Source organism: Streptomyces nanhaiensis, assembly GCF_046614825.1.
Taxonomy (GTDB): Bacteria; Actinomycetota; Actinomycetes; order Streptomycetales; family Streptomycetaceae; genus Streptomyces; species Streptomyces radiopugnans.
This window is the reverse complement of record NZ_JBKJFM010000085.1, coordinates 1-25,526: the sequence shown is the minus strand read 5'-3', so window position 1 is coordinate 25,526 and position 25,526 is coordinate 1. Positions and strand designations below refer to the sequence as shown.

General features: G+C 74.1%; 25 protein-coding genes. 8 read left to right on the top strand and 17 right to left on the bottom strand.

Features of this window, described 5'->3' with window-relative positions; translation table 11 throughout:
- Positions 1-211: 211 nt before the first annotated feature.
- Positions 212-424 (bottom strand): hypothetical protein, encoded by a 213-nt coding sequence (locus ACLIYP_RS18690; RefSeq protein WP_412714277.1) that lies wholly within the window; start codon positions 422-424, stop codon positions 212-214.
- A gap of 270 nt (positions 425-694) precedes the next feature.
- Between ACLIYP_RS18690 and ACLIYP_RS18685 the strand changes: the two genes are divergently transcribed.
- Entirely contained in the window at positions 695-1,090 is a 396-nt protein-coding gene (locus ACLIYP_RS18685; protein ID WP_410534890.1) for a VOC family protein, read from the top strand.
- A 65-nt stretch (positions 1,091-1,155) separates the two neighbouring features.
- Here ACLIYP_RS18685 and ACLIYP_RS18680 read toward each other — a convergent pair whose 3' ends face one another.
- The 4 genes from ACLIYP_RS18680 to ACLIYP_RS18665 all read right to left on the bottom strand — a co-directional run bounded on the left by ACLIYP_RS18680 (position 1,156) and on the right by ACLIYP_RS18665 (position 3,670).
- Positions 1,156-1,686 (bottom strand): 2'-5' RNA ligase family protein, encoded by a 531-nt coding sequence (locus ACLIYP_RS18680; RefSeq protein WP_412714276.1) that lies wholly within the window; start codon positions 1,684-1,686, stop codon positions 1,156-1,158.
- 88 nt (positions 1,687-1,774) lie between these two features.
- Positions 1,775-2,200, bottom strand: coding sequence for a CBS domain-containing protein (locus ACLIYP_RS18675; RefSeq protein ID WP_412714275.1), 426 nt, complete (start codon positions 2,198-2,200; stop codon positions 1,775-1,777).
- Between the two features lie 248 nt (positions 2,201-2,448).
- Complete coding sequence (locus tag ACLIYP_RS18670; protein ID WP_412714274.1) at positions 2,449-3,339, bottom strand: universal stress protein; 891 nt, start codon at positions 3,337-3,339, stop codon at positions 2,449-2,451.
- Positions 3,340-3,445: 106 nt separating this feature from the next.
- Positions 3,446-3,670: a hypothetical protein gene (locus ACLIYP_RS18665; RefSeq protein ID WP_412714273.1), complete on the bottom strand. Its 225-nt coding sequence runs from the start codon at positions 3,668-3,670 to the stop codon at positions 3,446-3,448.
- Between the two features lie 253 nt (positions 3,671-3,923).
- Here ACLIYP_RS18665 and ACLIYP_RS18660 point away from each other — a divergent pair, with 253 nt between their 5' ends.
- On the top strand, positions 3,924-4,433 hold the full coding sequence (locus ACLIYP_RS18660) for a TspO/MBR family protein (RefSeq protein WP_412714272.1): 510 nt from the start codon (positions 3,924-3,926) through the stop codon (positions 4,431-4,433).
- A gap of 47 nt (positions 4,434-4,480) precedes the next feature.
- Here the strand turns inward: ACLIYP_RS18660 and ACLIYP_RS18655 are convergent, their stop codons facing one another.
- The 7 genes from ACLIYP_RS18655 to ACLIYP_RS18625 form a co-directional block, all read right to left on the bottom strand.
- Positions 4,481-5,350 carry a family 3 encapsulin nanocompartment shell protein gene (locus ACLIYP_RS18655; protein WP_412714271.1) on the bottom strand — a complete coding sequence of 290 codons (870 nt, stop codon included), beginning with the start codon at positions 5,348-5,350 and terminating at the stop codon, positions 4,481-4,483.
- A 73-nt stretch (positions 5,351-5,423) separates the two neighbouring features.
- Positions 5,424-6,143 carry a sulfotransferase-like domain-containing protein gene (locus tag ACLIYP_RS18650; protein WP_412714270.1) on the bottom strand — a complete coding sequence of 240 codons (720 nt, stop codon included), beginning with the start codon at positions 6,141-6,143 and terminating at the stop codon, positions 5,424-5,426.
- A complete protein-coding gene (locus ACLIYP_RS18645; RefSeq protein ID WP_412714269.1) occupies positions 6,140-7,123 on the bottom strand; it encodes an aldo/keto reductase in 984 nt (327 codons plus the stop codon). The genes ACLIYP_RS18650 and ACLIYP_RS18645 overlap by 4 nt, the downstream gene beginning before the upstream one ends.
- 115 nt (positions 7,124-7,238) lie before the next feature.
- Positions 7,239-10,325 carry a non-ribosomal peptide synthetase gene (locus ACLIYP_RS18640; RefSeq protein ID WP_412714268.1) on the bottom strand — a complete coding sequence of 1,029 codons (3,087 nt, stop codon included), beginning with the start codon at positions 10,323-10,325 and terminating at the stop codon, positions 7,239-7,241.
- A 55-nt stretch (positions 10,326-10,380) separates the two neighbouring features.
- Positions 10,381-11,493, bottom strand: coding sequence for an NAD(P)/FAD-dependent oxidoreductase (locus ACLIYP_RS18635; protein WP_412714267.1), 1,113 nt, complete (start codon positions 11,491-11,493; stop codon positions 10,381-10,383).
- Entirely contained in the window at positions 11,490-13,040 is a 1,551-nt protein-coding gene (locus ACLIYP_RS18630) for an MFS transporter (RefSeq protein WP_412714266.1), read from the bottom strand. The genes ACLIYP_RS18635 and ACLIYP_RS18630 overlap by 4 nt, the downstream gene beginning before the upstream one ends.
- The gene (locus ACLIYP_RS18625; protein ID WP_412714265.1) at positions 13,037-14,695 is read right to left on the bottom strand and encodes an AMP-binding protein; all 1,659 of its coding nucleotides are present in this window, start codon (positions 14,693-14,695) and stop codon (positions 13,037-13,039) included. Before ACLIYP_RS18625 ends, ACLIYP_RS18630 begins: the two co-directional genes overlap by 4 nt.
- 281 nt (positions 14,696-14,976) lie before the next feature.
- On the opposite strand from ACLIYP_RS18625, the gene ACLIYP_RS18620 reads away from it, so the two are divergent.
- A complete protein-coding gene (locus ACLIYP_RS18620; protein ID WP_412714264.1) occupies positions 14,977-15,876 on the top strand; it encodes an ATP-grasp domain-containing protein in 900 nt (299 codons plus the stop codon).
- Between the two features lie 76 nt (positions 15,877-15,952).
- Positions 15,953-17,050, top strand: a complete 1,098-nt coding sequence (locus ACLIYP_RS18615) for an aldo/keto reductase (protein ID WP_412714263.1) — start codon at positions 15,953-15,955, stop codon at positions 17,048-17,050.
- Positions 17,051-17,060: 10 nt separating this feature from the next.
- Here ACLIYP_RS18615 and ACLIYP_RS18610 read toward each other — a convergent pair whose 3' ends face one another.
- The 3 genes from ACLIYP_RS18610 to ACLIYP_RS18600 form a co-directional block, all read right to left on the bottom strand.
- Positions 17,061-18,056 carry a GNAT family N-acetyltransferase gene (locus ACLIYP_RS18610; RefSeq protein WP_412714262.1) on the bottom strand — a complete coding sequence of 332 codons (996 nt, stop codon included), beginning with the start codon at positions 18,054-18,056 and terminating at the stop codon, positions 17,061-17,063.
- A 100-nt stretch (positions 18,057-18,156) separates the two neighbouring features.
- Positions 18,157-18,975, bottom strand: a complete 819-nt coding sequence (locus ACLIYP_RS18605) for a DUF6202 family protein (protein WP_412714261.1) — start codon at positions 18,973-18,975, stop codon at positions 18,157-18,159.
- Positions 18,976-19,117: 142 nt separating this feature from the next.
- Positions 19,118-20,278 (bottom strand): DUF6421 family protein, encoded by a 1,161-nt coding sequence (locus tag ACLIYP_RS18600; RefSeq protein WP_412714260.1) that lies wholly within the window; start codon positions 20,276-20,278, stop codon positions 19,118-19,120.
- 445 nt (positions 20,279-20,723) lie between these two features.
- Between ACLIYP_RS18600 and ACLIYP_RS18595 the strand changes: the two genes are divergently transcribed.
- On the top strand, positions 20,724-21,695 hold the full coding sequence (locus ACLIYP_RS18595; RefSeq protein ID WP_412714259.1) for an SCO6745 family protein: 972 nt from the start codon (positions 20,724-20,726) through the stop codon (positions 21,693-21,695).
- On the opposite strand, the gene ACLIYP_RS18590 is transcribed toward ACLIYP_RS18595, so the two are convergent.
- Positions 21,683-22,852: a spore photoproduct lyase family protein gene (locus ACLIYP_RS18590; RefSeq protein ID WP_412714258.1), complete on the bottom strand. Its 1,170-nt coding sequence runs from the start codon at positions 22,850-22,852 to the stop codon at positions 21,683-21,685. The two genes, ACLIYP_RS18595 and ACLIYP_RS18590, sit on opposite strands and share 13 nt — an antisense overlap.
- A 151-nt stretch (positions 22,853-23,003) precedes the next feature.
- On the opposite strand from ACLIYP_RS18590, the gene ACLIYP_RS18585 reads away from it, so the two are divergent.
- The 3 genes from ACLIYP_RS18585 to ACLIYP_RS18575 all read left to right on the top strand — a co-directional run bounded on the left by ACLIYP_RS18585 (position 23,004) and on the right by ACLIYP_RS18575 (position 24,993).
- Entirely contained in the window at positions 23,004-23,996 is a 993-nt protein-coding gene (locus ACLIYP_RS18585; protein ID WP_412714257.1) for a magnesium and cobalt transport protein CorA, read from the top strand.
- A 112-nt stretch (positions 23,997-24,108) separates the two neighbouring features.
- Complete coding sequence (locus ACLIYP_RS18580; RefSeq protein ID WP_412714256.1) at positions 24,109-24,315, top strand: hypothetical protein; 207 nt, start codon at positions 24,109-24,111, stop codon at positions 24,313-24,315.
- A gap of 255 nt (positions 24,316-24,570) precedes the next feature.
- On the top strand, positions 24,571-24,993 hold the full coding sequence (locus ACLIYP_RS18575) for a DUF3662 domain-containing protein (RefSeq protein WP_412714255.1): 423 nt from the start codon (positions 24,571-24,573) through the stop codon (positions 24,991-24,993).
- Positions 24,994-24,997: 4 nt separating this feature from the next.
- Here the strand turns inward: ACLIYP_RS18575 and ACLIYP_RS18570 are convergent.
- On the bottom strand, positions 24,998-25,526 hold a 529-nt coding region (locus ACLIYP_RS18570), incomplete at its 5' end, for a hypothetical protein (RefSeq protein ID WP_412714254.1).

Sequence of the window (25,526 nt, the reverse complement as noted above, 5' to 3'; positions counted from 1 at the left end):
TGGCAGCAGAAGTGCAGGAAGTAGCCGGCCAGCAGGGCCAGTGCGAGGGGCTGCTCCGCGATCGGGTCGATGCCCGGCGGCCGGACCGGGCGCGACGGCACCGGCCTGCCGCGCGCCGTGCCATCGGCGCTGCCGAGGCAGGGGCCGCACCCGCGTCACCGCCGCGCGGTCCCTGTACTCCCGTGTACTCCTGTCGCCGGCCCGTGAGGGCCTACTGCCGGCGGGAGTGGGTTCCCGGATTGATGATCTCGTCCAGCACCTCGCGAACCACCGAGAAGACGACGCGGTCGATGTCGGCCGCCGGAGTGCCGGCGCTCCCGTCCGTGCCGGACAGGCCCCCGGTCCCGGCCTCCCGCTCGGCGGCCCAGTCGCGTGCGACCCGGATGCGACGGAGGAGTTCGTCTGCGTCCACGACATCAGTCATGAACGGAACCTACCCGCGGACGCGGCGCGGCAGCCTTCGCCGGGTGTGTCCGTTCTGTGCCGATCCGGTCCGCGCCGGCTGCCGGGCCGGTCCCGGAAGGCGGCGCGGCGGCCGCGCGTACCGGGTGGAAGGCGGGTGCGCCATGCGCAGGGCCGCCAACTCGTTTGCGAAATGGGGAAGTTGAAAGCAGAGCCCGCTGCTCCGGCGATTCGGGGGTATACGGGCCCCGACGGACGGCGAACGGCCGACGACGACCCGTGGGGGTGACCCGTGCCCGTGCAGAAGACGAGCGTGCTGGTGCTGGACTGCGCCGAGCCCGAGGCGCTGGCGGAGTTCTACGCGAACTTCCTGGGGGCCGAGGTGCGCCGGGGCGCGGACCCGGACTTCATCGAGGTGACCGGGCCGGAGGGGGTCCGCCTGGCGGTCCGGCGCGACCACGGCTTCGCCCCGCCGAGCTGGCCCCGCCCGGACGACTCCCTCCAGGCGCACCTGCACATCCTGGTCCCGCAGGAGGGCATGGACGAGGCCGAACGCGAGGCGGTCGGCCACGGGGCGCGCCCGATCGACACCAAGGACAACGGCGGCCCTCGCGACGTCCGCCTGTACTCCGACCCGGCCGGGCACACCTTCGCCCTGGTGGCCCGGGAGGGCCGGACTGCGGACTGACGGGTGGAGGGGCTGACGGGCGGAGGGAGCCGGGTGCGCCCCCGGCATGGCCCCCTGGCACGCCCCTACGGGGTGAGGAACTCGGTGGTGCGGGTGGCCGAGTCGTAGCTGCGGGCGCCGGTCAGGCGGCCCCGCACCGGCCCCCGCAGCCCGGCGGGCAGCAGCTCACCGTCCGGCCGGTGCCATGCCGGGCGGCGGCTGCGTCCGAGGGTGATGTGCGGGACCCACCGGCCGGGAGCGTGCAGCGGGTTCATCCCCCCGGCCCCGGGCGAGGCGGCCAGCGCCCGCCAGACCGCCCCGTGCAGCCGCAGCAGTTCCGGATCCGGCCGTACGGCCCAGGCGAGGACGTGCGTACGTCCCGTGAAGCGCAGCAGTCCGTCCAGGTACAGCTCCGCCGGGAGGGCGGCCAGGGCCGCGGCCACCTCCTCGCGCGCCGTGTCCGGGAGCGCGTCGGCGGTGGCCAGGGTGAGGTGGGGACGGTTGGTCGGGTGGGTGTGCGCCTCCTGGCTTGGCATCCCCGCCGCGGCCAGATGGCGCCACACCCGGCGCACGGCCAGGTCGGCGGCGTCGTCCGGAAGCAGTTCCACGGTGCGCACACGGGCCAGCGTACGGCCGCGGCCCCGCCCGTCCGGCGTACGGCGGCACCCTCGCGGGGCCGGGTCTCCGGCCCCGCGAGGGCGGTGGTCACAGGTGCTTGGCCACCACGGCCTCGACGAACCGGCCGACCTCGGCCTCTGGGAGGTTGCGCGCCAGGTCGGCTTCGCTGACCATGCCGACCAGCCGCTTCTCCTCGTCGATGATCGGCACCCGGCGGATCTGGTGCTTCTCCATCGTGTCCAGCACCTTCTTGACGTCCGTGTCGGCGGTCACCGTGAACGTCCGCCCCTGGGCCAGCTCGCCGGCGGTCGTCCTGGTCGGATCGCCCCCCGTGGCCAGGCACTTCACCACGATGTCGCGGTCGGTGATGATTCCGTGCAGTTTGTCGTCGTCGCCGCATATCGGCAGCGCGCCCACGTCGAGGTCGCGCATGCGCCGCGCCGCGGCGTCCAGCGTCTCGTGCTCCCCGACGCACTCCGCTCCGGTGTGCATGATGTCCCGGGCAGTGGTCATGGCAGTCTCCTCGAATCGGAAATGCGATGGATCCGGTGAATGCGGTGAATTCAGTGAATTCGGCGGATTCGGCGATTTCGTCGGGGCCGACGGGCCCGCGGGTCCGGCCGGTCCGGTGAACGCGGTGGGCCCGGCTTCGCGGAGAGGCCCCGAGCGCCCGGGCACCCCGGCGCCTTCGGGCACCCGGACCCGGTAGTCCATTCTGGTCCGCTCCGCCCCGTCCCGCATCCGGGCGGCGGGGCGCCGCGTCAGGCGGTGCGCCCGCCCGCGGCGGGGACGGTGAAGACCGGGCAGCGGGCGTGGTGGAGCACGCCCTGGCTCACCGAGCCCAGCAGCATCCCGGTGAAGCCCCCGCGGCCCCGGGTGCCCACGACCAGGCCCAGGGCCTGCTCGGACGCCTCGGCCAGGACCTGCACCGGATGCCCCCGTACGAACTCCTGGCGCAGCTCCACCTCCGGGTGTGCGGCGGTGCGGCCCGCGACCGACTCCGACAGCAGCCGCCGGGCCTCCTGCTCCGCCGCGTCCTCGTCCAGGGAGCCCAGCAGCGGTGGGTGCCACACGTACAGGGCCCGCAGCGCAGCGCCGCGCAGCGAGGCCTCCTCGAAGGCGAAGTCGACGGCCGCGGCGGAGTCCGGGCTGCCGTCGACGCCCACCACGAGGTACGGCGGCTGCCGGACGGCGTGCTCCGGCTCCCGCAGGACCACCACCGGGCAGGGGGCGTGGGCGGTGAGCGGCAGGCCGACCGCTGCGGAGCCGAACAACTCCCGCGCGGAGGACAGGTGCCAGGAGCCCACCACGGCCATCGCCGCGTTCCGCGTCTCCTCGCGCAGCACCCAGGCGGGGTGCCCCTCCGCCAGCAGCCAGGAGACCTCCACCCGCGGCTGCCGCTCCTCGGCGAAGGCGACCGCGTCCCCGAGCACCCGCTCGCCGGCCTCGTGCAGCGCCTGGTTCCACTCCTCCCAGGACGGCCGCAGCTCCGACGACCAGTAGCCGCCGGTCGGCACGCCCTCGGCGTGCACCACACGCAGCGGCAGGCCCCGCCGGGCGGCCTCGTCCGCGGCCCAGGCGAGGGCCGCCCGCCGTGAGGGATCGGGGTCCACTCCCACCACGATCGGCCGGCGCCCCTGTGAACTCGTCATAGCCGCCTCCGGGGTAGTCTCTCGCCCCCTCGCCGCTCAGTCTGGCAGCGCCCCGCCGGTCGCGCCCGCCGGGCGGGGCCGGCCGCGGAGGGCCGGAAGGACCCGCCTACAGGCCCTGGGCCAGCAGGATCTCGTGCGCGAGCCTGGCGCCGCGGGCCGCCTCCTCGGACAGCGGGGTGTCCTGGGAGGGGGGCTGCTCCAGGCCCCGGGCGAGGGCCCGGAGGGCCTCGGCCAGTGCCTGCACCTGCGCCTCCAGCGCCTCCACCCGGGCCTCCTGCGAACTCCGCGGGCCGTGGCCGGGGGGCTGCTCGTACGGGCTGTTCGCGGTCATGTCGGCACCTTTCGTCCGTCGGACCCCGGACCTCGGGGACCGCCCGGCGGCCGGCCGCCGGCGTCCGGACCGGCGCGGACCTCCCGGGGCACCGGCCGGCCCCCGGCCGCCTCCTTCCGGCCATCCTCTTCCAGTCTGCTCCGGCCCGCGCGCCGACGGGGGACTCCGGCCGGACCCGTGCGCCGGTCCGGTGAAGCGCCCCCGAGGGGGTAGGCGGTGCGGGACGGAGCGGACGACCCGTGAGGAGGACCGTATGCCGGCACACCGCGCAGCCCGGGGGAGGACCGCGGAGCGGGGGCGGGCGTCGTGGCCCTCCCTGGTGCTGTTCACCGCTCTGGCCTTCACCGCCGCGGCGGTGGGAGCCTTCGCCTCCGCGGACGCCGGCACGGTCTACGAGTCCCTGGACCGCCCCGCCTGGGCGCCGCCGCCCTGGCTCTTCGGCCCGGTGTGGACGGTGCTCTACGCGCTCATCGGCATCTCCGCCTGGCTGGTCTGGCGGGCCAGGGGAGCGCGGGCCCGTGCCGAGCTGGGGCTGTGGGGCGTCCAGTTGCTGCTCAACGCGGTGTGGACCCCGCTCTTCTTCGGCGCCCGCCAGTACGGGCTCGCCTTCGCCGACATCTCCCTGCTGCTCGCCGCCGCCGGTGCGACGGCGGTGGCGTTCCACCGCGTCCGCCCGGCGGCGGGGTACCTGCTGGCGCCCTATCTGCTGTGGACGGCGTTCGCCGCCGCGCTCAACCTGAGCATCTGGCTGGCGGAGATCTGAGGTGCCGGTGCGGGCGCCGGTCCGACCGGCGCCCGCACCGGCACAGGTCAGCCCGGCACCACGTGGAAGAAGTGGGTCGGGAGCTGGACGGCGACGGACTCGTGGACCACCGCGCACACCGCCGTGCCCCCGGGCTCGTCGAAGGTCCCCGGCGGCGGCTCGGCGACCTTGATCACCGAGCGCTCGGCGTCCAGGAGCACGGCGGCCATGGCGAAGTCGCCCACCAGCGCGCAGCCGGGCGCCACCTGCCGGTGCCGGCAGACCATGACGCCCTCACGGGCGAGGTCGGCCAGCAGGCTGCCGGAACCGACCAACTGCCCGTAGTAGTCACGGGGGTTGACCATCACCGCGTGTCCGGTCCCGCCGGTCTGCTCGATCTCGTCGAAGGCCGCGAGCAGTCCGGCGGCGTACGAGCCCCGGTAGGGCAGGGACGCCACGTCCGGATGGCGCAGCACGTCCTGGGTCAGCGCCCGGTTCTCCGCCGTGCCCAGCCGGACCATCAGCCGCCGATCCACGAAGGCGGCCAGCGCCGCCGGTTCCCCGGCGAGCCCGTCGGGGATCCGCACCCAGGCGGTGATCGGCGCGACGCGGTGGTCGGCCGGGGAGAACAGGAACGAGTCCTCGCGCAGCCGCCCCTCGCGGGCCGGCGCGTGCCCGGGCGGCCTGGTCTCGAACCAGGTGCGCACCGTGCCGGAGCCGGCCCGCTGCCTGCGGAACAGATGGCGGGCCGTCAGCCTGTGCCGCTCCTTGCCCGGCTCGAAGGCGTCGGTGATGGTGAAGCCGAAGTGGACCTCGGCCCTGTCCGGTGCCTCGGCGAAGGCCCGGGCGAACTCCTCGCCCGGCGAGGGCGCGGCGGCCCGTGCGGTCGAGGCGGGCGGCGGGCCGCCCTGCCCGTTGACGGTCGCGGTGACGCTCATGGTCGGGTTCCTCCTGGTCCTGGGGCCGCCGGCCCCGGGAGCGCGGGCTCCACGGGGCCTGTCGCGGGGGGTGTCACAGGGCGTGCTCGATCAGCCGCTCGTAGTACGGCAGATGGTGCTCGTGGAAGGAGCGCAGCCGCTCGTCGTTGTCGACGGTGACGGCGTACTCCCGCTCCGGCGCCCGGAAGGCCGAACTGGCCATGACGTCCAGGTGCCAGCGCCGGTTCGGCCGCCACTCGGCGCGCTCGCCCGGCTGCCAGTTCAGGGCCTCGGGTACGTAGGGCAGCCCGACCCGCTCGCAGTACGCCGAGACCACCCCCGCCGGGTCGGCCAGCAGCCGTTCGGCACGGACCACCACCGGGCGCTCGCCGGTGGTCTTCCAGGCCAGCTCGAACAGGTCCCACTGGTGCTCGTAGCCGATCTCGGAGCAGGTCACCTCGGGTTTGACCGCGTGGTGCGAGGCGATGGCGCGCGCCGGGTCGCGCACGATGAAGGTGTGCCGGAAGCCCGCGATCCGCTCCGGGTGGTCGAACAGGTGCTGGTAGTGGTACTCCAGGGTGTCCTTGAAGAACACCGGCCGCTCCTCGCCCAGCGCCGCGAGGTGGGCCAGCAACTCGCCGGGGGAGCGCAGCACGACCGTGCTCCCGTCCGGGCCGGGCACGGACACCTCGCCGTGGTCGGTGAGCAGCACCAGCGGCTCGTGCACCACGGTCACGTCGCCGCGTTCGGCCATCATGCGCAGGAAGGCGGTGGAGACCGCCCTGGGGTGCGCCCACATGGCTATGACGGTCACATCGACCACTCCGTCGGGCGGCGGTCCCAGCGGTGGCCGCGCAGCTCGTCGAGCAGGGCGCGTTCCAGCCTCCGGCCGTCGGAGACGGCCAGGTTGGCGCGGACGTGCTCCGGTCTGCGCATGCCGGGGATGACGGTGCTGACGGCCGGGTGGTGGAGGATGAAGCGCAGCGACAGCTCGGGCAGCGTCATGCCTTGGGGCAGCACCTTCTTCAGCCGCTCGGCGCGCTCGACCGTCGGGCCCAGGTTCTCGGGGCCGAAGTAGACCGCCCGCCAGTCGTCCTCGGGGAAGACGGTGTCGTGGGTGAGCTTCCCGGTGAGGCCGCCCTCGTCGAAGGGGACGCGGGCGATGATGCCGATGTCGTCGAGCAGCGCGCGTTCGAACAGCTCGTCCTCGGGAGCCTGGTCGAAGATGTTGTAGATGACCTGGACGACGTCGACCAGGCCGGTGTCGATCGCCCGCAGGCAGTTCTCCGGCTCCCAGCGGTTGACGCTGATGCCGAACCCCTCGATCACGCCCTCGGCCTTGAGGTCGGAGATCACCCGCTGCCAGCGTTCGTCATCGCTCCACCGGTCCTCCCAGACGTGGAACTGCAGCAGGTCGATGCGGTCGGTGCCGAGGTTCTCCAGGCTGCGGTGGACGTACTCGCGCACATGGCCGGGCGGGAAGACGTCGTCGAGGGTGTCGCCGGGGCGCGGTGGCCACTCCCGGTTCAGCGGCGGGACCTTGGTGGCGACGTACAGCCGGCGGTCGGGGTGCCTGCGCAGCAGGTCGCCCAGCATCCGCTCGCTGACGCCGCGGCCGTAGACCCAGGCGGTGTCGAAGAACGTGCAGCCGAGGTCGACCGCCAGGTCCAGGCAGTCCGGCGCCGCGTCGTAGTCCCAGCCGGTGAAGCCCCCGGGGCCGCCTCCGATGCCCCACATGCCGTAGCCGATCTCGCTGACGTCCCAGCCGAGCCGGCCCATGCTTCGGTAGCGCACTGTCGTCCTTTCGGTTCGTTCTCTCGGAACTCTCGGAACTCTCGGAACTCTCGGAACTCTCGGAACTCGTCGGTGTTTCGGTGTGCTTCGGTGTGTCCGGCGCCCGCCGCGCCGTTCAGGCGGTGAGCGTGGCGCGGTAGGCGGCGACCGCCGCCTCCAGCGGCCCCTCGCGCAGACCCTGGCGGGCGTCGAGGGCGTCGCACGCGTCCCTGGTGAACAGGCCGGGATTGTCCGACAGCAGGCGCCGGAAGTCCGGTGTACCGCCGGGCGCGGCCGACGGCAGGGCCGTCAGCAGGGCGTGCAGCACGGCAGCGGCCGAGTCCCGGTCGTCGTCCGCCGCCTTCCGCAGCGCCGCCGCGAACTCCTCGGCCGGCACCGTGCGCAGGGCGCGCGCACCGCCCGGAGCGGCCAGGTCGAGCGCGGCGAAGTCCACGCCGCCGCGGCGGAAGACGTGGTAGACGCCGTGCCCGGGCGGCCCGGGCGGCGGCTCGCGGAGCGCGGCGACCAGCCGGGCGGCCGTCTCGTCCACGGGCGTGTAGTCGGAGACCATCGGCACACCGGGCCGCACGCCCAGCTGGAGGAAGGCGGACAGCAGCAGATGGGTGAGCGCCGCGGGATTGGGCACCCCGTTGTCGGCCGCCGGCATCACCTCGCCCAGCCGGTGCACCACCACCGGCGCACCCAGCCGCCGCGCCGCGAGCACCATGCGCTCGGCCACCCACTTGGACCGGCTGTAGCCGCTGGCGGGCAGGGCCGCGTCGCGGGGGTCGAAGTCCTCGCCCACCGGCTCCGCCGCGCCGGCCGCGTGCCGGTCCAGGACGCCGAGGGTGGAGATGTGGTGCAGCGCCTTGGGCCGCCCCGACAGGGCGAAGCGCAGCACCTCGGCCGTGCCGGTGACATTGGCCGGACGGTGGGAGCGGTAGTCCAGCAGGAAGTTGACCAGGCCTCCGATGTGCAGCACGGCGTCGCACCCGGCGGCGAGGGACTCCCACTGCGGGCGCGGCCAGCCGAAGCGGGGCCGTTCCAGGTCGCCGCGGCGGGCCTCGACGCGCTCGGCGACGTCCGCGTCCCACAGCCCCTGGGAGCGCAGGGTGCGTGCCAGCCGTTCCCGGGCGTGCGCGTCGTCGCGGGCGCGTACCAGGCACACAGCACGCGCTCCGGTGGACGTCACCAGCAGGTGCACCGTCCGGGCCCCGACGAAGCCGGTGGCCCCGGTGACCAGGACGGTGCGCGGCGGCACGGCCGGGGCCGCACCCGCCGCCCGCCGCGCCAGGCGGGTCAGGTCCGCCGGGAGCCGGGCGTCGCGCTCCATCGACAGCGCCTCGTCGCCGGGCGCACCGTGCTCCCCGTGCTCCCCGCCGCCGTGCGCGCCGGGTCTGCCCAGGGCCGCGGCGAGCCGCTCGGGCGTGCGGTGCTCGTAGAGGTCGGACAGGCTCAGGGAGGCGCCCACGGCCTCCCGGATCCGCAGTGTCGCGCTCATGGCGGACAGCGAGTCGCCGCCGCGCGCCAGGAAGTCGTCGCCGGTGCGGAAGTCGGGCAGGCCGAGCACCGAGCCCATCACGTGCGCGATGCGCTGGGCGGGGGTCCGCGCGCCCGCGGGGCCGTGCGCGGCCGGTCTCGCCTCGGACTCCAGCTTGTCCTCCACGATCGCGCGCAGCGCGCGCAGGTCCACCTTGCCGTTGTCCGTCAGCGGCAGGGCCTGGAGCACGAAGCAGTGGCGCGGCACCTGGATGCGGGGCAGCACGGACGCCAGGTGGGCGCGGAGCGCCGCCGGAGTGGTGCCCGGCTCGGCCGCCGCCGCGACCACCAGCCGGTTGCGCCCGGCCCGCCGCACCGTCATGGCCTTGGCCTGGACGACACCGAGGCAGCCCTCGGCGGCGGTCTCGATCTCGGCCGGCTCGATGCGGACCCCGTCCACCTTGGCCTGCCGGTCGCGCCGCCCGGCGAAGCGCAGCAGCCCCCGCTCGTCGTACCAGCCCAGATCACCGGTGCGGTACAGCCGCTCGCCGGGAACGGAGGGGAAGGGGTTGGGCACGAACGCCCGCTCGGTACGCTCCGGATCGCCCAGGTAGCCGGCCCCCACACAGGCGCCGCCGACCAGGATCTCGCCGGTGGCGCCCGCGGGCAGGGGCCGAAGCGCGTCGTCGACCACGAGGGCGTGGCAGTTGTCGATGGGCCGCCCGAGCGGTATGTGGTCGCCCTCGTCGCCCCGGACGCGGTGGAAGACCATGCCGATGGCGGTCTCCGAGGGGCCGTACCCGTTGCTGATCTCCAGCCCGGGGACCATCTCCCGCAGCCGGTGGACGGCGTGCGGCACGATCTCCTCGCCGCCGACCACCAGGTGCCGCAGCGAGGAGACCCTGCGCACGGCCGCGGGGTCGGACTCCAGCAGGGCCACCAGCATGCCCAGGATCGCCGGGACGAAGTCGGTCACCGTGACCCGGTGGCGGTCGATGGCCTCCACCGTCCGCTCCAGGTCGAGGAACTCGCCCTGCTCGGGGACGACCGTGCGCCCGCCGGTGGTCAGCGGCCACAGCAGCTGCCAGATGGCGGAGTCGAAGGTGTGGCGGCTGTTCTGGAGCACCACCTCACGCCCGGTGGCGCGGAAGTGGCGGGTCATGAAGCGGAACCGGTTGGCCAGCCCGCCGTGCAGGTTGAGGGCGCACTTGGGGGTGCCGGTCGTGCCGGAGGTGAACACCCCGTAGGCGACGTCGCCGGGACCGGGGAGCGCACCGGGGCGCTCGGTGCTCGGCGTGATTTCGGCGGCGCGCACCACCGTCGCGGACCGGCCGGCGCACACCGGCGGACCGGAGGTCAGCACGAGCGGCGGGTCCAGCGTCCGCAGCACCGAACGCAGCCGCTCCTCCGGCCACACCGGGTCGCACAGCGCGAACGCCGCACCGGTCTTCATCAACGCCACCATGCACAGCGGGAGTTCGACGCTGTTGCCCACCACCACGGGCACCACCGCGCCGGGGCCCGCACCGGCCGCCGACAGCCGCGCGGCGAGCCCGTTGGCGAGCGCGTCGAACTCCGCGTACGTCAGGGTCCTCTCCTCCTGTGCCCCCCGCCAGACCAGGGCGGGGCGGTCGGGGGTCCGGTCGGTCTGTTCCTCGATGAGCGCGGTCACGGGCCGGTAGGGGCCGTGGTCGACGCTGCCGCCGGCGGAAAGCCGGAGGGTGTCCGACGCATCTGTCGACATATCTGTGCACTCCCTGCTGGTGACGGGATGGCGCGCTGGAGGGGAGCCGTGCGGGTCACGGACGGGGGGTCAGGTCCGGGACCAGGGGGGCGAGCGCGGGTGGCGGCCCGTCCCCCACGGCGAGGGCGGCGAGCAGGGCGCCCGCCGCGGGGGCTGTCTGGATTCCGTATCCGCCCAGCCCGGCGAGCCAGTGGAAGCCCGGCACGCCGGGGTCCGGGCCGATGACGGGCACGTCGTCGCCGGGCGAGGTCCGCAGCCCCGCCCAGGCGTGCCTGACGTGCCGGAGGCGGAGCGCGGCCACCGCCTCGAAACGGTGGACGGCGACGGCCACGTCGAGGTCGTCGGGCCGTACGTCGCCGGGCGGTACGGGGGCCGCGTCCACCGGGGACAGCAGCAGCCCGCCCGACTCCGGCTTCGCGTAGAAGGTGTCCGCCACGTCGCAGACCATCGGCCAGCCGGACGCGTCAAGCCCCGGCGGCAGCTCGGCGACGGCTGCGGTGCGGCGGCGCGGGACCAGTCCCGCCGGTGCCGCACCCGCCAGCCGGGCCACCTCGTCGGCCCAGGCCCCGGCGGCGTCGACCACGACGGGGGCGGAGAACTCCCCGGCCGGCGTGCCCGCGTACCAGAGGCCCCGCCGCCGTTCCAGGGAGCCGACCCGGGCCCCGGTCGCGACGGTTCCGCCCGCCGCGCGCAGACCGCGCAGGAAGCCCCGGTGGACGGCGTCCACGTCGATGTCGCACACCCCCGGGCGGTACAGGGCGCGGCCGAAGGACTCCGGACGCAGCACCGGGCACAGCTCCAGGGCGCGGGACCGGTCGATCTCGACGGCAGGTTCGGGCGCGTCCGTCCCCGCCGCCAGGGCCTGTTCGAACAGACCCTCCCTCCCCGGGGTCTCCAGGGCCAGTACGCCGCGCGGACGCAGCGGCGCGGTGGCGCAGAAGCCCTCGGGGGGATCGGTGTAGAAGGCGCGGCCGGCCGCTGTCAGGGCCCGTACCACCGGGCCGCCGTAGTACTCGGAGAACACCGCGGCGGACCGCCCGGTCGAGTGCGCGCCCGGTACGCGCTCGGCCTCCAGCAGCGTCACCCGGCCGTGCCGGGCGAGGAACCAGCCGGCCGCGGCGCCGGCGATGCCGCCGCCGACCACCAGGAAGTCGTCCACACCGCTCACCCCTCGTCCGGCCCGGCCGGGTCGGCGGCACCGGCCGTGCGTCCCGCCGTTCCGGTCCTCGCGGCGCCCCCGGCACTCCCGGGGTGCGCCGTCTCGGAGGCCGGCTTCCCGGGCACGGCGACGGCCGCCGGCAGCACCGACAGCGCGGTGACCGCGGCCGCCGCGAGGAAGCCGTGGGCGATCCCCGAGGACAGCGCCGCGTCCGCCGCCTGCGTCCCCGTGTGCCCGGTGGTTCCGGCCGCCGCCCACACGACGGCGCCGAGTACGGCCAGTCCCGTCGCGCCGCCGATCTGCCGGGCCATGGTGAGCAGGCCCGACGCGGCGCCCGAGTCCTCGTCGGCCACGTCCGCCAGGGCGGCCAGTGTCAGGGGGACGCCGGTGACACCGAGCCCCGCGTAGACCAGCACGGTCGGCGCGAGCATCCCGGTGGCGTAGCCGCCGGACTCCCCGATGCGCGACAGCCACGCCATTCCGGCGGCGGCGGTCAGCAGGCCGCAGCACACCAGCGCACGGGCCCCCACCAGGGCCACCAGACGCGGGCCGAACCTGGCCCCGGCGATCAGCAGACAGGTCAGAGGGAGGTAGACGACCGCGATGCGCAGGGCGCTGTACCCCCACACCCGGCTGAGGAAGAGGGTGAGGAAGAAGAAGACGCCGAACATGGCGGTGCTGGTCAGCGCCAGCACCGCGTAGACGCCCGCCCGCCGCCCGTCGGTGAACAGCCGCAGCGGGACCAGCGGCTGCGCCCCGCGCCGCTCGACCGCAACGAAGACCGCCAGCAGCACGACCGCGCAGCCCAGCGCGACGAGCACCTCCGGCCGCGTCCAGCCGCCGTGCCCCGAGGAGTCCGACGAGCCCGAGACCAGTCCGTACACCAGCAGCAGCGCCGCCAGGGTGCCGGTGACGGCTCCGGAGGCGTCGAACACCCCGGACCGCCGGGGCGTCCTGGGCAGCACCCGCCGGGTGACGGCCAGGAGCACCACTCCGATCGGCACGTTGACCAGCATCACCCAGCGCCAGGAGAGCCAGGCGGTGATCACGCCGCCCGCCAGCAGACCGAGGCCGCCGCCGGCCGTGGCCACCGCCGTGTACCAGCCGATCGCCCGGTCGCGCTCCGGCCCCTGCGGGAACGTCACGGCGATCAGCGACAGCGCGGCGGGCGAGGCCGCGGCGGCGCCCGCCCCCTGCGCCGCACGGCACACCACCAGCAGCCACGGCTCGGAGGCGAACCCGCCCAGCAGCGAGGCGCAGGTGAACAGCGCCAGCCCGGCCGCGAACATCCGACGCCGGCCCAGGATGTCCCCGGCCCGCCCGCCCAGCATCAGCAGACCGCCGAAGGCGATGGAGTACGAGGCGACGACCCACTCCAGGCCCGCGCCGTCCAGCTCCAGGGAGCGCTGGATGCTCGGCAGCGCGACGTTGACGATGGTGGCGTCCAGCAGGAACATCAGCTGTGCCGCGGAGATCACCGCCAGCGCGACCGACCGCCGGCGCGGGGTCCGCCCGCGAGCCGGGGTGTCCGCTGCGGCCTGCGCCGCCGCCGTCATCGGCGCACGGCGCGTTCGTACTCGATCTCCAGACGGCGGCGCAGCGGATGGCGCAGGATCTTGCCCAGCGAGTTCCTGGGCAGCTCCCACACGAACTGCACCCGGTCCGGCCACAGGGCCCGCGCCACCTTCTCCTCGGACAGCAGCGCGTGCAGCGCCGCGAGGGTGGGCGGCTCCTCGCCCGGCACCACCACGGCGCACACCAGCTCCGCGCCGGGCACCTCCGGGTCCGGGTAGCCCACCAGGGCGACCTCCCTCACCAGGGGGTGCCGCACCAGCACGGACTCCACGTACAGCGTGGAGACCTTCATGCCGTTGGCCCGGGTGATCTGGTCGGCGCTACGGCCGGTGATGCGGATGCCGCCGCGCCCGTCGTCGCGGGCCAGGTCGCTGGTGTCGAACCAGCCCTCCTCGTCCAGGCAGGCCTCGTAGACCTCGCGCTGGCCGAGGTAGCCCAGGCACTGGGAGGCGCCGCGCACCAGCAGCCGGCCGGTGTCGTCGCCGGGCTCGGCGTCGATGCGCACCTCCATCGACGGCTCGGGGCGCCCGTCGCTGTGCGCCGCCCAGCCCTCGGGGTCGTCGGCACGGGTCACGGTGACCGCGCCGTTCTCCGTCATGCCCCACAGGGCGCGCACCGGGATGCCGAAGACCTCCCGCATCTCGGCGATCAGCCGGGGCGCGATCGGCGCCGAGCCGGAGACGACCTGCGCCACGCTGGAGGTGTCGCGAGGCTCCTTGCGCTGCGCCTCCAGCATCGACACCAGGAACGCCGGGGGCACGTACGCCCAGGTGACGCGGTGCCGGGCCATCAGGTCCAGCAGCAGCTCCATGTCGCGGCCCGCCTCCTGCATCACACAGGTGGCGTGCAGCAGCAGCGGCATGTAGCAGGCGTAGGTCAGCCCGGCCATGTGGGTGGCGTAGTTGGGGATGGAGACGACGTCGCCGGCGGTGAGCCGGTGCGGCACGGAGACCGCCAGCACGGCCGCGTACAGGGTGTTCTGGCTGTGCACCACGCCCTTCATCCGGCCGGTGGTGCCCGAGGTGTACAGCAGCAGCGACGGGTCGTCGGGCCCCAGCCGGTCGGCCGCCTCGACGGTGCGGCGCTCCTCCCAGGGCGTGCGGACGAAGAACTCCTCGAAGTCGACCGCGCCGGTCGCGGCGGCGTCGCCGACGACCACCCGGTGCTTCAGGGAGCCGGGCGCGGCCTCGGCCAGACGGGCGCCGTAGTCGGTCCCGTCGATGCGGTCGGCGGTCACGCAGACCTTCGCCCCGCTGCGGGTGAGCACGTCCGACAGCTCCCGCACGTCCAGCGCGGGGATGACCGGGCAGCCGACGGCGCCGACGCGGTGGCAGGCCAGGTACAGGGGGGTGAGCATCCAGCGGTTCGGCAGGTAGAGGGCGACCACGTCCCCGCGCTCCACGCCGAGTTCGGCCAGGGCGGCGGCGAAGCGCTCCACCAGGCGCCGGAGTTCGGCGTAGTCGATGGTGCGCGAGTGCTCCCGGCCCTCGTAGGCGATGATCGCGGGGTGCCCGCCCCTGAGGCGCGCGGCCGCGTCGAGGTCGTCGAGGAACGTCTCCCCGCGCCACCAGCCCGCGGCCCGGTACCCGGCGGCCTGTTCGGGTTTCGGCCTGACCAGCGTCTCCCAGTCGCCCACAAGTGGTCCCTCTCGTACTCGAGCACGAATCCGGCCGCCGAGCCTAGAGGACGGGGAGGGGGTCGCGGTACCCCCTTCGAATAACATTCTGTTCGGCGGCCGTGTAATTCACGTAAACGTGTCGCAAAAGCGACAGGAGCGGGCATGGCGGCCCATCGGGGAGCAACGGTCTTTCCCTGTGGTAGGGGATTTGATGCCTTGACAAATGGGAAGCTGCGGAGTCAGGCTGCGCCGTGCGTCCGACACTGTCCGCAGCGCACGAGAGCGCTTCTGGAGGCACCGTGAAAATTGGTCTGCTCGGGTGGGACTATTCCGGGATCGACCCCGACGGAACGAGTCTGGTGGAATACGGGCGGGAGCGCGGCCACGAGACCTCCTTCTTCACGCTCGAGGAGATCGCGTACCATCCCGGACCGGACGGGGTCGAGCTCACGCTGAAGGGGGAGCCGGCCGCTTCGTTCGACGCGGTGATAAACCGCTCGAAGCTCTACGGGGACGACTGGCGCGACCGGGTCGAGCGGCTGGCCATGCTGAGCAACGTCCCAGGTCCGAGGCTCTTCGACCCGGTGGACGTATGGCTGACGGGCTACAGCAAGTTCCTCATGGCGCAGAAGCTGGCCGCCGCCGGGCTGCCCGTTCCGCCGATTCGCTCCGCGGTTTCGCTCGCGGATGTTGAGAAAGCCTTCGAGGAATGGGGCGACATCATCCTCAAGCCCTCCTACGGATATCGGGGGCAGGATGTCGAGCGAATCCACGACTTCGGTGCGCAGAAAGAGGTGGCAGAGGATCTGCTGACGCGTTTCTCCACCGTTCTGTGTCAGCCGTACTATCCGACCGAGGGCGGTGAGTACCGTATCAGTGTGGCAGGGGATGTCACGCCGATAAACATGCTCAAGCTCCCGCCCCTCGGCTCTTGGCGCTGCAAGACGCTGGAGGGCGCGAGTTTCGAGCGGATCGACGCGCCGGACGAACTGGTCGACCTGTCGATCCGTGCCACCCGGGCCCTGGGAATGACTCTCTCGGGACTGGACGTACTTCCCCATGAGGGCGGTTACATGATTCTCGAGGTCAATCCCGTTCCCGGTTTTCTGAGCGTCCTGGGCGCGGAACAGCACCGGCAGGTGCTGGCCGGCGTCTACGACTGGGTGGAGCGGAAGGTCCAGGAGGGCCCCTCCGCCTGACGGCGGACCGCCGAACCCCGCTCCGGCCGCCGCCGGCCGGAGCACCGGCCGTACGACACCGAGCACCGGGAGAACCATGCGCTACACGACCTTCGGACGGAACACGGGGCTGCGGGTCTCGGAGTTCGCCCTGGGCACCGCCAACTTCGGCGCCGCCTACGGCAGCAGCCCCGGCGGCGCCGACCTGATGTGGAGCAGACGGGGCGACGGCGCCGAGCGGGAGGAGGCCCGCGGGATCTTCGAGCGCTTCGCCGAAGCCGGCGGCACCCTGATCGACACCGCCGACTGCTACCACTTCGGCCAGGCCGAGCGCCTGCTGGGCGAGTTCCTGGCCGCCGACCGCGACCACTTCGTCCTGGCCTCGAAGTACAGCGGCGGGGACTCCCGGAATCCGGGGATCTCCGACACCGGCAACAGCCGCAAGAACATGATCCGCTCGGTCGAGGGCAGCCTGCGCCGTCTGAACACCGACCACATCGACCTGTACTGGGCGCACTTCCCCGACACCCTCACCCCCACCGAGGAGATCCTGGCCGCCGTCGACCACCTGGTGCGCAGCGGCAAGATCCTCTACGCCGGCCTGTCGAACTTCCCCGCCTGGCGCACCTCCCGCGCCGTCACCATCGCCGAGCTGCGCGGCTGGTCGCCGGTCATCGGCATCCAGACCGAGTACAACCTGCTCAACCGCACCGCCGAGCGCGAACTGCTGCCCATGGCCGAGGGGCTCGGCCTCGGGGCGGCCCTGTGGTCGCCGCTGGGCGGCGGACTGCTGACCGGCAAGTACCGCCGCACCGAGGCCGGCTGGGTCAGCGACGAGAACCGGCGCCACCCCCGGAACAACACCGACCGGATCGCGGCCGTCGTCGACGCCGTACGGGAGGTGGCCGACGAGGCGGGCACCGCGCCGGCCCGGATCGCGCTCGCCTGGCTGCGCGCCCGCGCCGCACGCTCCACCACCGCGCTCGTACCCGTCATCGGCCCGCGCAGCACCGCCCAGCTCGAGGACTACCTCGCGGCACTCGACATCGCGCTCACCGACGAGCAGACGCGCCGCCTGGACGAGGCGGGAGAGATACCGCTGGGCACGCCGCACGAGATCAACGCACTGGTGCGCGAGTCCGTGCTCGGCGGAGACCCGGACCGGGTGGCCGCCCGAGCCGTCCCCGTGGCCTAGCGGCATCGCCTCAGGCACCGGTCCGCCTCCCGGAGCGGGGGGCGGACCGGGTCACCGAGGCCAGGAACGGCGCCCGGTACGGCGCGGCGGACACCGGGGAGTCGCTGATCAGGTGCGCCGCCAGCGGACGCTCCGGGTCCGCGCCGGGGCCGGCGTAGGCCAGGACGAGGGTGGGATCGCCCAGGGTGCGCAGGGAGAGCACCAGGTCCGCCTCGTCGTGGCCGTCCGGGTCGCCGAACTCCTGCGAGGGGACGGCTGTGAAGCCCATGCCGGTCTTGAAGTGGAACAGGCCCGGCTGGGTGAGGTGGCCCAGCAGGTTCGGCTCGTTCCCCAGCGTCACCCGGGCGTAGCCCTTGGCCCGCGCGACCCGCATCGCGGAGAAGTACAGGGCACGGGCCAGACTGTGCCTGCGCCACTCGGCGCTGACCGCGGAGAAGCGCACCACCGCGGCGTCCCTCTCGGGCAGTTCCAGCACCAGGCAGCCGCCGGCCAGCTCGTCCCCGGCGTACGCGAAGACCCCGCAGAACTTCTGCGGTCCGTGCAGCACGGCGTCCCGGTACCCGAGGGCGAAGGGGACGCCGAAGCGCATCCGCGCCACACGCTCCTCGTACAGGGCGAGGAACGCCTCCAGGGTCCGCTCCGACACCGGCTCCTCGACCACCTCGCGCAGCCCGGCCGCCTCGGCCCGGCGCCTGGCGCGCCGCACGTCCTGCCGCGCCTTGGTGTCCAGCCGGGCCAGGAACTCCTCCTCGCCGGAGCCCAGTTCGGCCACCCAGGTGACGGTGGCGGGCTTGCGCAGGAAGCCCCGGGCGGCCAGTTCACCCCACAGGGCGGCGGGCGGGCGCTCCATCCTGACCACGTCCACGTCCACGTCCACGCCCGCATCCGCACCCGCGTCGGCACCCGTGCCCGGACCCCGTCCGGCCGCCGCGGCCCAGGGCTCGGCGGCCAGCTCGTGCGGCTCGATCAGGGCGAGCGACAGGCCGTATCTGTCCACGATCTCCATGCACCACTCCCCGGGCCGGACGGTCGGCTGCTGTCGTGCGCCGTGCCGGTCCTCCCGCCGGGGGAGGACCGGCACGGCGCGCTGTTCCTCGTCGCGCCGCTCAGGCCTCCCGGGTCAGGCGGTCCCCGAAGCACTCCAGCGCGCGGGACCAGTTGCCGGCGTACTCGGTGACCAGCTCCACGAACTCGGCCGCCCGCGCGTCGTCGTCGACCAGGCTCGTCATACCTGTCTCGTCGTCGCTGACCTGCTGGGCGTGGACGGTCTCCGCCTTGATGTGGGCGTCGATCCAGGCGAACTGGTCCTTCTCGGTGAAGATCCGCCCGCCGTCGGCCAGGACCTTGGCGTACATGCGGCGGAAGCCCACCGCGATGTCCAGGGCGATGGTCTCCACGACCCGCAGCTGCACCGCCGCGCCCAGCGGCGAGGCCGCCAGGCGGTCCATGTTCTCCAGCAGGTCCCGCACGGGGGCGGGGAGTTCGGCGGCGGCCCGCCGCTCCTCCTCGGAGACGTGCGGCAGCAGCGGGGCGATGACGGTGTCCTCCCACCACACGTAGTGGATGCCGGCCGGCCCGCGCGGCGCCACCGCCCGGAACTCCGGGGCGGCGTTGTCCAGATCGTCGCCGATGACCTGGTACACCGTCTGGAAGGCGCCCAGGACCTCGCGGGAGGGGTTGCCGCCCGCGAAGGAGCGGGCCATCACCCCCAGCCCGGCCAGGGTGGTGAACATGAAGCCCTTGGTCATCGCGCGCCACCACTCGGCGACGGCGAGCCCGGCCTGGGGGCTGACGGCCTCGACGCTCCGCGCGGTGCCGAAGAAGCCGTTGTCCGCACGCCGCAGGCGCGCCTTGTCGATCTCCTCCTCGACCCGCTCGTCGAGCGTGCTGCGGTCGGCGGGTGAGAACTCCGGGGCAATGGTCACGATCACTCCAGGGGGTCCGACGGGTGGTGTACGGATGGTGAGCGGGAGGGGGCGTTCGGGCACGGACGGCGCGGAATCCCACCGCAGGGGCCCATGGCGGAGCCCGCCGGCGGAGGCGGCCTGACCGGGGGAGGGGCGCGGGCTAGACGCCCAGCCGCTCCTTCACCTCGGCGAAGAACGGCACGTACCGGTAGTCCCGGGCCACCGGGTCGTAGTCGGTGTACCGGTTGGTGAACTCCAGCAGCCGCCCCCGGACGGCCTCCACCGGCTCCCGGTGGATCCCGGCCTCGATGCGCTGGATCTCGCCGAGGAACTCGGCCAGGGCCGTGGGGACCGCCGCACCGAGCTCGATCACGCCGTCCCTGACGCGGATGCCGCCGTGCTCGCCGAGGTAGCCGAACAGGAGCTGGGAGGCCACCGCGTCGTAGTTGGGGCGCGGGATGCCCTCCACGGCGTAGCGCAGCAGCCGTTCCGCCAGGATGTACTCGTAGGCGGTGTGCGCCTCCTCGCGCGGCAGCGCGCGGTCGTTCAGCAGGGCCAGCATCGCGGAGACGTCCACCCGCAGCTCCTCCAGGCCCGCCAGCGGCTTGTACTTCTTGGCCGGGAGGAACTCGGGGATGGGCATGTCGCCCTGCCGGTGGTGGTATTCGTGCAGCCGCACCCACCAGGACGAGGCCTGCCGGATCCGCTCGTCCGGCGCGCCCTGGATGCGCGGGAAGCTGCCCTCGGCCATCACCGCGTCGATCATCTTCCGCGTGATGCGGTTGTGCCGTTCGACGAACTTGTCGATGAAGTAGAAGATCAGGTCGTCCGGCCGCTGGAGGCCGTCGATGTGGTTCTCCGGGAAGAGCGCCACCACCACGCGCGAGGTGAAGCCCTGCGACCGCCCGGTGATGACCACCGGGGCCGTCGGACTGGCGTAGCGCTCGGCCAGGTGGGGGTCGGCGGGCAGTTCCTCGTAGGTGAGGTAGTCCAGCGACAGCTTCGGGAAGTAGGAGGCGTCGAAGAGCGAGAAGAGGTGGTTGTCGCGGCGGCCGTTGATGTGGCCCTTGACGGCGTCCAGCCGGTCGCCGGGGGTGAAGGAGCCGATGTCCTCCAGAAAGGCCCGCACCACGGGCCTGCGGGACAGTTCCGGGGATCCCTCGATCCGTTCGGCCAGGATCTTGAGCGTGTCCCTGTCGCGGAACGAGGAGCGGTCCGGCAGTTCCCGGCGGATCGCGTCCACTTCCGTGAACACCGCCTCCATCCCGTCGTCCGGGACTGCCCGGCCGGTCTTCTCGTTCCTGCCGCTGTCGTGCCTCACACAGCCTCCCGGGCGCCGGCGGTCGGAGCCGGCACGAGTCGCTGATCGAACTCCCGCGGCGGACCGGTGGGGTCCGGCCGAGGGGATGGTCCGGCCGGCCGGACGGTCGGGTGACGACGCCGGTCGACGCGCGTTGAAGCGGGGACGCTCCGGCGTCCGCCGATTCCTCTTCCTCGTAGGTGTTCAGGTGTTCGGGTACGTGTTCGGGCCGGCGCCCGAGCAGGACGGGGCCGTGGTGGCCAACGGGAGCCGGTGACCACGCAGGAGCGTAGCCACGATCATCTGACCTGACCAGATGTTCGATCACGCGAGTACCGACGTTCTTCCGGAGGCGGGGCGCCCGGTACGGGCAACCGTGACATCGCCTCAGGACTCCCGCGGGACAGGGCGGAACGGTGCATTCCGGCAATGGGTGAACCAGCCCTGCCAGGGGAAGGGAGACCCGGTGACCCGTCACAGGGGAGGGGAGGACGTGGACGACCCGTCACGTGCCGCACGCGCGCTGTGGGCCCTGCTCGAACCGGTCCACGCGGTGACCTACTTCGCGCCGGAGGCCCGGGACGCCTTCGAGGACGCGGGGCTGCGGGGCTTCTGGCGCGGCTACTTCGCCGGACGCGCCGCGCCGCTGGGGGAGACCGGGCCGGAGCCGGTCGCGGCCGCGTTCTTCGGCTTCGCCCCGGCCATGGTCGCCCGGGCCCTGCCCGGCCTCTGGGCGATGGCGACGCCCGAGCGCGCCCTGGAGGCGCGCCGGGCCGGAGCCGGCGCGGCGCTGCGGCGCCTGTCGGCCGGGCACGGCCGGCAGGCCGCGGAGGCCGCTGCTCTGCTGCTGCCCGTGATCGGGGACCTGGACTGCGCCGGGCGGGTGCTGGCAGCCGTCAACCGGGCACTGCCCGTTCCGGCGGACCCGCTGGAACGCCTGTGGCACGCGGCGACCGTACTGCGCGAGCACCGCGGCGACGGCCATGTCGCCGCCCTGGTCGCCGCGGGGTTCGACGGCTGCGAGATCCTCGTCCTGCGGGCGGGCATCGACCTGCCCCGCGGCGAACTCCAGCCCTACCGGGGCTGGAGCGACGACGAGTGGCGGGCCGCCGGGCGCCGGCTGGCCGCTCGCGGCCTGCTGGACCCCGGCGGCAGTGCGACGCCTGAGGGGCGGCTGGCCCACCGCGCCGTCGAGGAGGCGACCGACCGTGCCGCCGCACGTCCCTGGCAGGGGCTGGACACGGCGACGGGGGAGCGGCTGCGCCTGCTGCTCACCCCTGTGGCCCGCGCCGCCGCCGCGGCGCTGCGGTTCCCCAATCCGATGGGGCTGCCGGCGCCGGCGGGCGGGGTTGACGGGCATCGCCGGCCCCGAAGCGCCCCGGCACCCCGAAGCGTTCCGAAACACTCTGAATTACCCGAAAGCGGTCAGAACGCGTAGCGCACGCGCAGCCAGGGCGCGTGCGCCGCGATCAGCTCGCGCAGGCGCTCCACGGCCGCCCCCTTGGCGCCGCTGCGGTAGCGGACGTTCCGGCTGCCGCCCTCCGAGACCTTGGCCTCCTGGAGCTCCGGCCGCCACAGCACCTCCTCGGCCCGCGGGTGCCAGCCCAGGTTCACCTCGTGCAGGCCCCGGTTGTGGGTCAGCATGATCACCTCGGCCGCGGCCTGCGCCTTGACCGCCGGCGGCAGGACGTCGTCGAGTTCCCGCAGCAGACCGGCCCACGCCTCCTCCCAGCCCGGGCGCACGACGACCGGTGAGAGGTTGAAGTGCACCTCGTAGCCCGCCTCCAGGAAGTCGCCCGCGGCGGAGATCCGCTCGGAGACCGGGCTGGTGCGGATGTCCAGCAACCGCGAGTCCTCGGCCGGCATCAGGGAGAAGCGGATCCTGGTGCGGCCGCGCGGGTCGTACGCGAGCAGGTCCGGGTTGACGAACTTGGTCGCGAAGGACGCCTTGGCCGTCGGCCACCGCCGGAAGGCGGCGACCAGGTCGGCTGTGCTGTCGCAGACCAGCGCGTCCACCGAGCAGTCGCCGTTCTCGCCGACGTCGTACACCCACGCGTCGGGGTCGCACTGGTTGGGAGCGGGTTTGCGGCCCCGGGCCGCGATGTGCCGGCCGAGCCGGTCGATGATCCGGTCGGTGTTGGTGAAGACCGTGATCGGATTGGCGTAGCCCTTGCGGCGCGGGACGTAGCAGTACGCGCAGGCCATGGCGCATCCGTTGGAAGGCCCCGGGGCGATCCAGTCGGCCGACCGGCCGTTGGGGCGCACGGTGAAGGTCTTGCGGACCCCCAGGACCAGCGTCTCGGTCTTCACCCGCACCCACCGGGCAGCGCTGCCCCGGTCACCGTGCAGCCCGGGGATCCGCCAGTGCGAGGGGACCTCGACCACACGGGCGCGGGGGAAGCGGGCGATGATCTCCCGCCCGCGGTCCGACGCGGCGGCCTCCGGTTCCGCGTGGATCTCCCGTACGTCGAGCATGCGGGCGGCCGCCGGGGAGTCCCGGAACGGGGCGGCGGCCGCCGGAGGGCGGTCCGTCACCGGTGGCAGCAGGTCCTCCAGGGGGAACAGGCCGTCCGGCCGGCCGGGGTGGTGCTGCACGGGGAGCTCCGGATGGTTCGCGGTGGCACGGATGACGCACCGCCGATCCTAGGGGAGGGCACCGACAACGGGCCGTCGCCCGGTGCCCCGGGGCCGTCGGCGCGCCGGGACGGCCAGGCATGGAACCGGCCCGGCGAAGCATCCGTACGGCATGGAGTGCGTGGTTTACCGGGAAGAGGACGGAACGGCCCGGCGGGTCGGCTGCGAGCGGCCCGAGGAGGCGGGGCGGACGGTGCTCAAGCACCTGCGGGAGCTGGGCGAGGGGGAGTTCGCCTGGGTGCGCCTGGACTCCCCCTCCGAGCGCGAGGTAGAGGACCTGACGGCCGAGTTGGGGCTGCACCCGCTGGCGGTGGAGGACGCCGTCCACGCGCGCCAGCGCCCCAAGCGCGAGCGGTACGGCGACGTGCTGGCGGTGGCGCTGAGGACGCTGTGGTACGTCGAGGAGGAGTCGGAGGTGGAGACGGGGGAGGTGATGGTCTTCCTCGGGCCCCGCTTCGTGATGACCGTCCGGCACGGGCCGGCCGACCCGGCCGCCGAGGCCGCCCGCCGGCTGGCCGCCGACCCGGCGACGCTGCGCTTCGGCCCGGTCTCGGTCCTGCACGCCGTCCTGGACGTGGTGGTGGACGCCTACAGCGACGCCGCGGGCAAGGTGCGCGCCGATCTGGCCCGGCTGGAGCGCTGCGTCTTCTCCCCCTCCCGCGACGACCTCACCGAGGAGATCTACTCGCTCAAGCGGGAGGTCCTGGAGTTCCGCGACGCCGTCGGGCCCCTGGTCCCGGTGGTGCGGGAGTTCGCCGCCGAGCCGCGGTCGCGGTGGCCGCAGGGAGTGCTTCCGTACTTCCGCGACGTGGCCGACCACCTGCACCGCACCGACACCGAGGTCCGGTCCCTGGACGAGCTGCTCAACTCCGCGCTCGACGCCCATCTGGCCAGGGTGGGCACCTGGCAGAACGACGACATGCGCCGCATATCTGCATGGGCGGCGATCCTCGCGATCCCCACCATGGTCGCCGGCCTGTACGGCATGAACTTCGAGCACATGCCGGAACTGGGCTGGGAGTTCGGCTATCCGCTGGCCGTGGGCGTGATGGCCGCCGCCGCGGGGCTGCTGTACCGGGCCTTCCGCCGCAACGGATGGCTGTGACGGCGGGCGGCGGACCACCCGAACGCCCCGAAGGGGGTGTTTCGGGGGTTTCCGCCCGGTGAGGGAGGCAACGCGGAACAGAGGCAAGTCCTTCCCCCTCAAAGGAGTTCCCGTGGCTGTCACCGCCTTCGTCATACCCCCTCTGCTGCTGTGCGTGATGCTCGCCCTCGGGCGGTACGAGGAGCGCATGCTGGGCGAGGCCGACCCGGAGCCCGCGGCCGAACCGGTCCGCGAGCGCCATCTGCGGGCCGTACCGGACCTTCCGGCGCACACGCCGGAGCGCTCCACCGCCCCGCGGGAGGACCGGCACGCCGCATGAGACCCGGCGACCGCAGGACCGGAGCCCCGACGGGCCCGCCCCGCGTCCCGGTACGAGCCGGCCGGCCCGGCGCCGGACGATCCGTGCCGGAACAAGGCCGCCGCTTCCCGCGAAGCGGCGGCCTTGTTCCGTGCCGCGGCCCGGGGTCCCGGTCCCGGTCCCGGTACGAGCCGGCCGCACGGGTGCGACGGCGTCCCGGAAGGCCCGGACGTTTGCGGGCGCATGCGACGATTCACCCCGGGCACGCGATCCGTCATGGGAACACTGAGCCGATGGGAACGCAAGGTCGAGAGCTGGGAGCACTCGCTGCTGGCGAGGATGCTCCGCAGGGAACCGGTCGAGATCCTCGACGCCCTGCGGAGCGAGTGCGACGCGCACACCGTCGTGTGCAGCCACAGCCGTGTGGTGGTCCCCAACGCCTACGAGGTCGAACTCTCCACCGCCGTGTACGGGAAGCTGGCGCGGCGCTGCGGGCAGATAGGCCAGTTGCTGGCCGACAGCCTGGCGCGCCACGGGGAGAAGAAGGGGTACGAGTGGGCCGGCCCGCTCACCGTCCGCGTCACCGTCTCCGACGACGTGCCCAACGGCCGCTACCGGGTGACCGGCAGCCCCACCCCCAACGTCCGCGCCGACGCGTTCACCGGCCACGGGGACCCGGTCACCGCCCCGGTGCGGTGACCGCTCACGGAGCGCCGGGTGTGACCAGCAGGAAGGGGGTGCGGCGGGCCCCCCAGTACAGCAGCGCCTCCCAGCCGCACCCGGCCAGGTGCTCCGCGCACGCCCTCAGTTCCCGTTCGGCGCGCTCGCGGCCGCCGGAGGCGGCGGGGCCCCGCCACTCCACGCGGACCGCGCCCGGCTCACCGGAGCCGAGGACGCGGTACCCCGCCCGGGTGCGGCGCCCACCCTCGTCGACCGCCGACGGCGGTACGCCCGCGGCCTCCAGGGCCAGGGAGACCGCCCAGACCGTCCGCGTCCGCTCCCAGGGCGCCGGGACGCCCGTACCGGGCCCGGCGGAACCGCCGGTGACGCGGCGTATCTCCAGCACACCGGCCCAGGCGCGGGCCACGGCGTCGGCGCGCCGCCCGGGGCCCTCCCGCCCCGGCGGCCCGTCCCCGGTCGCCGCCGACCACGCCCCGGAGCCGTCCCGCCCGCCCGCCCCGGCCGGCCCTCCCCGCCCCGCCCGCCCCGCCCGCCCCCGCCGCCCCGCCGGC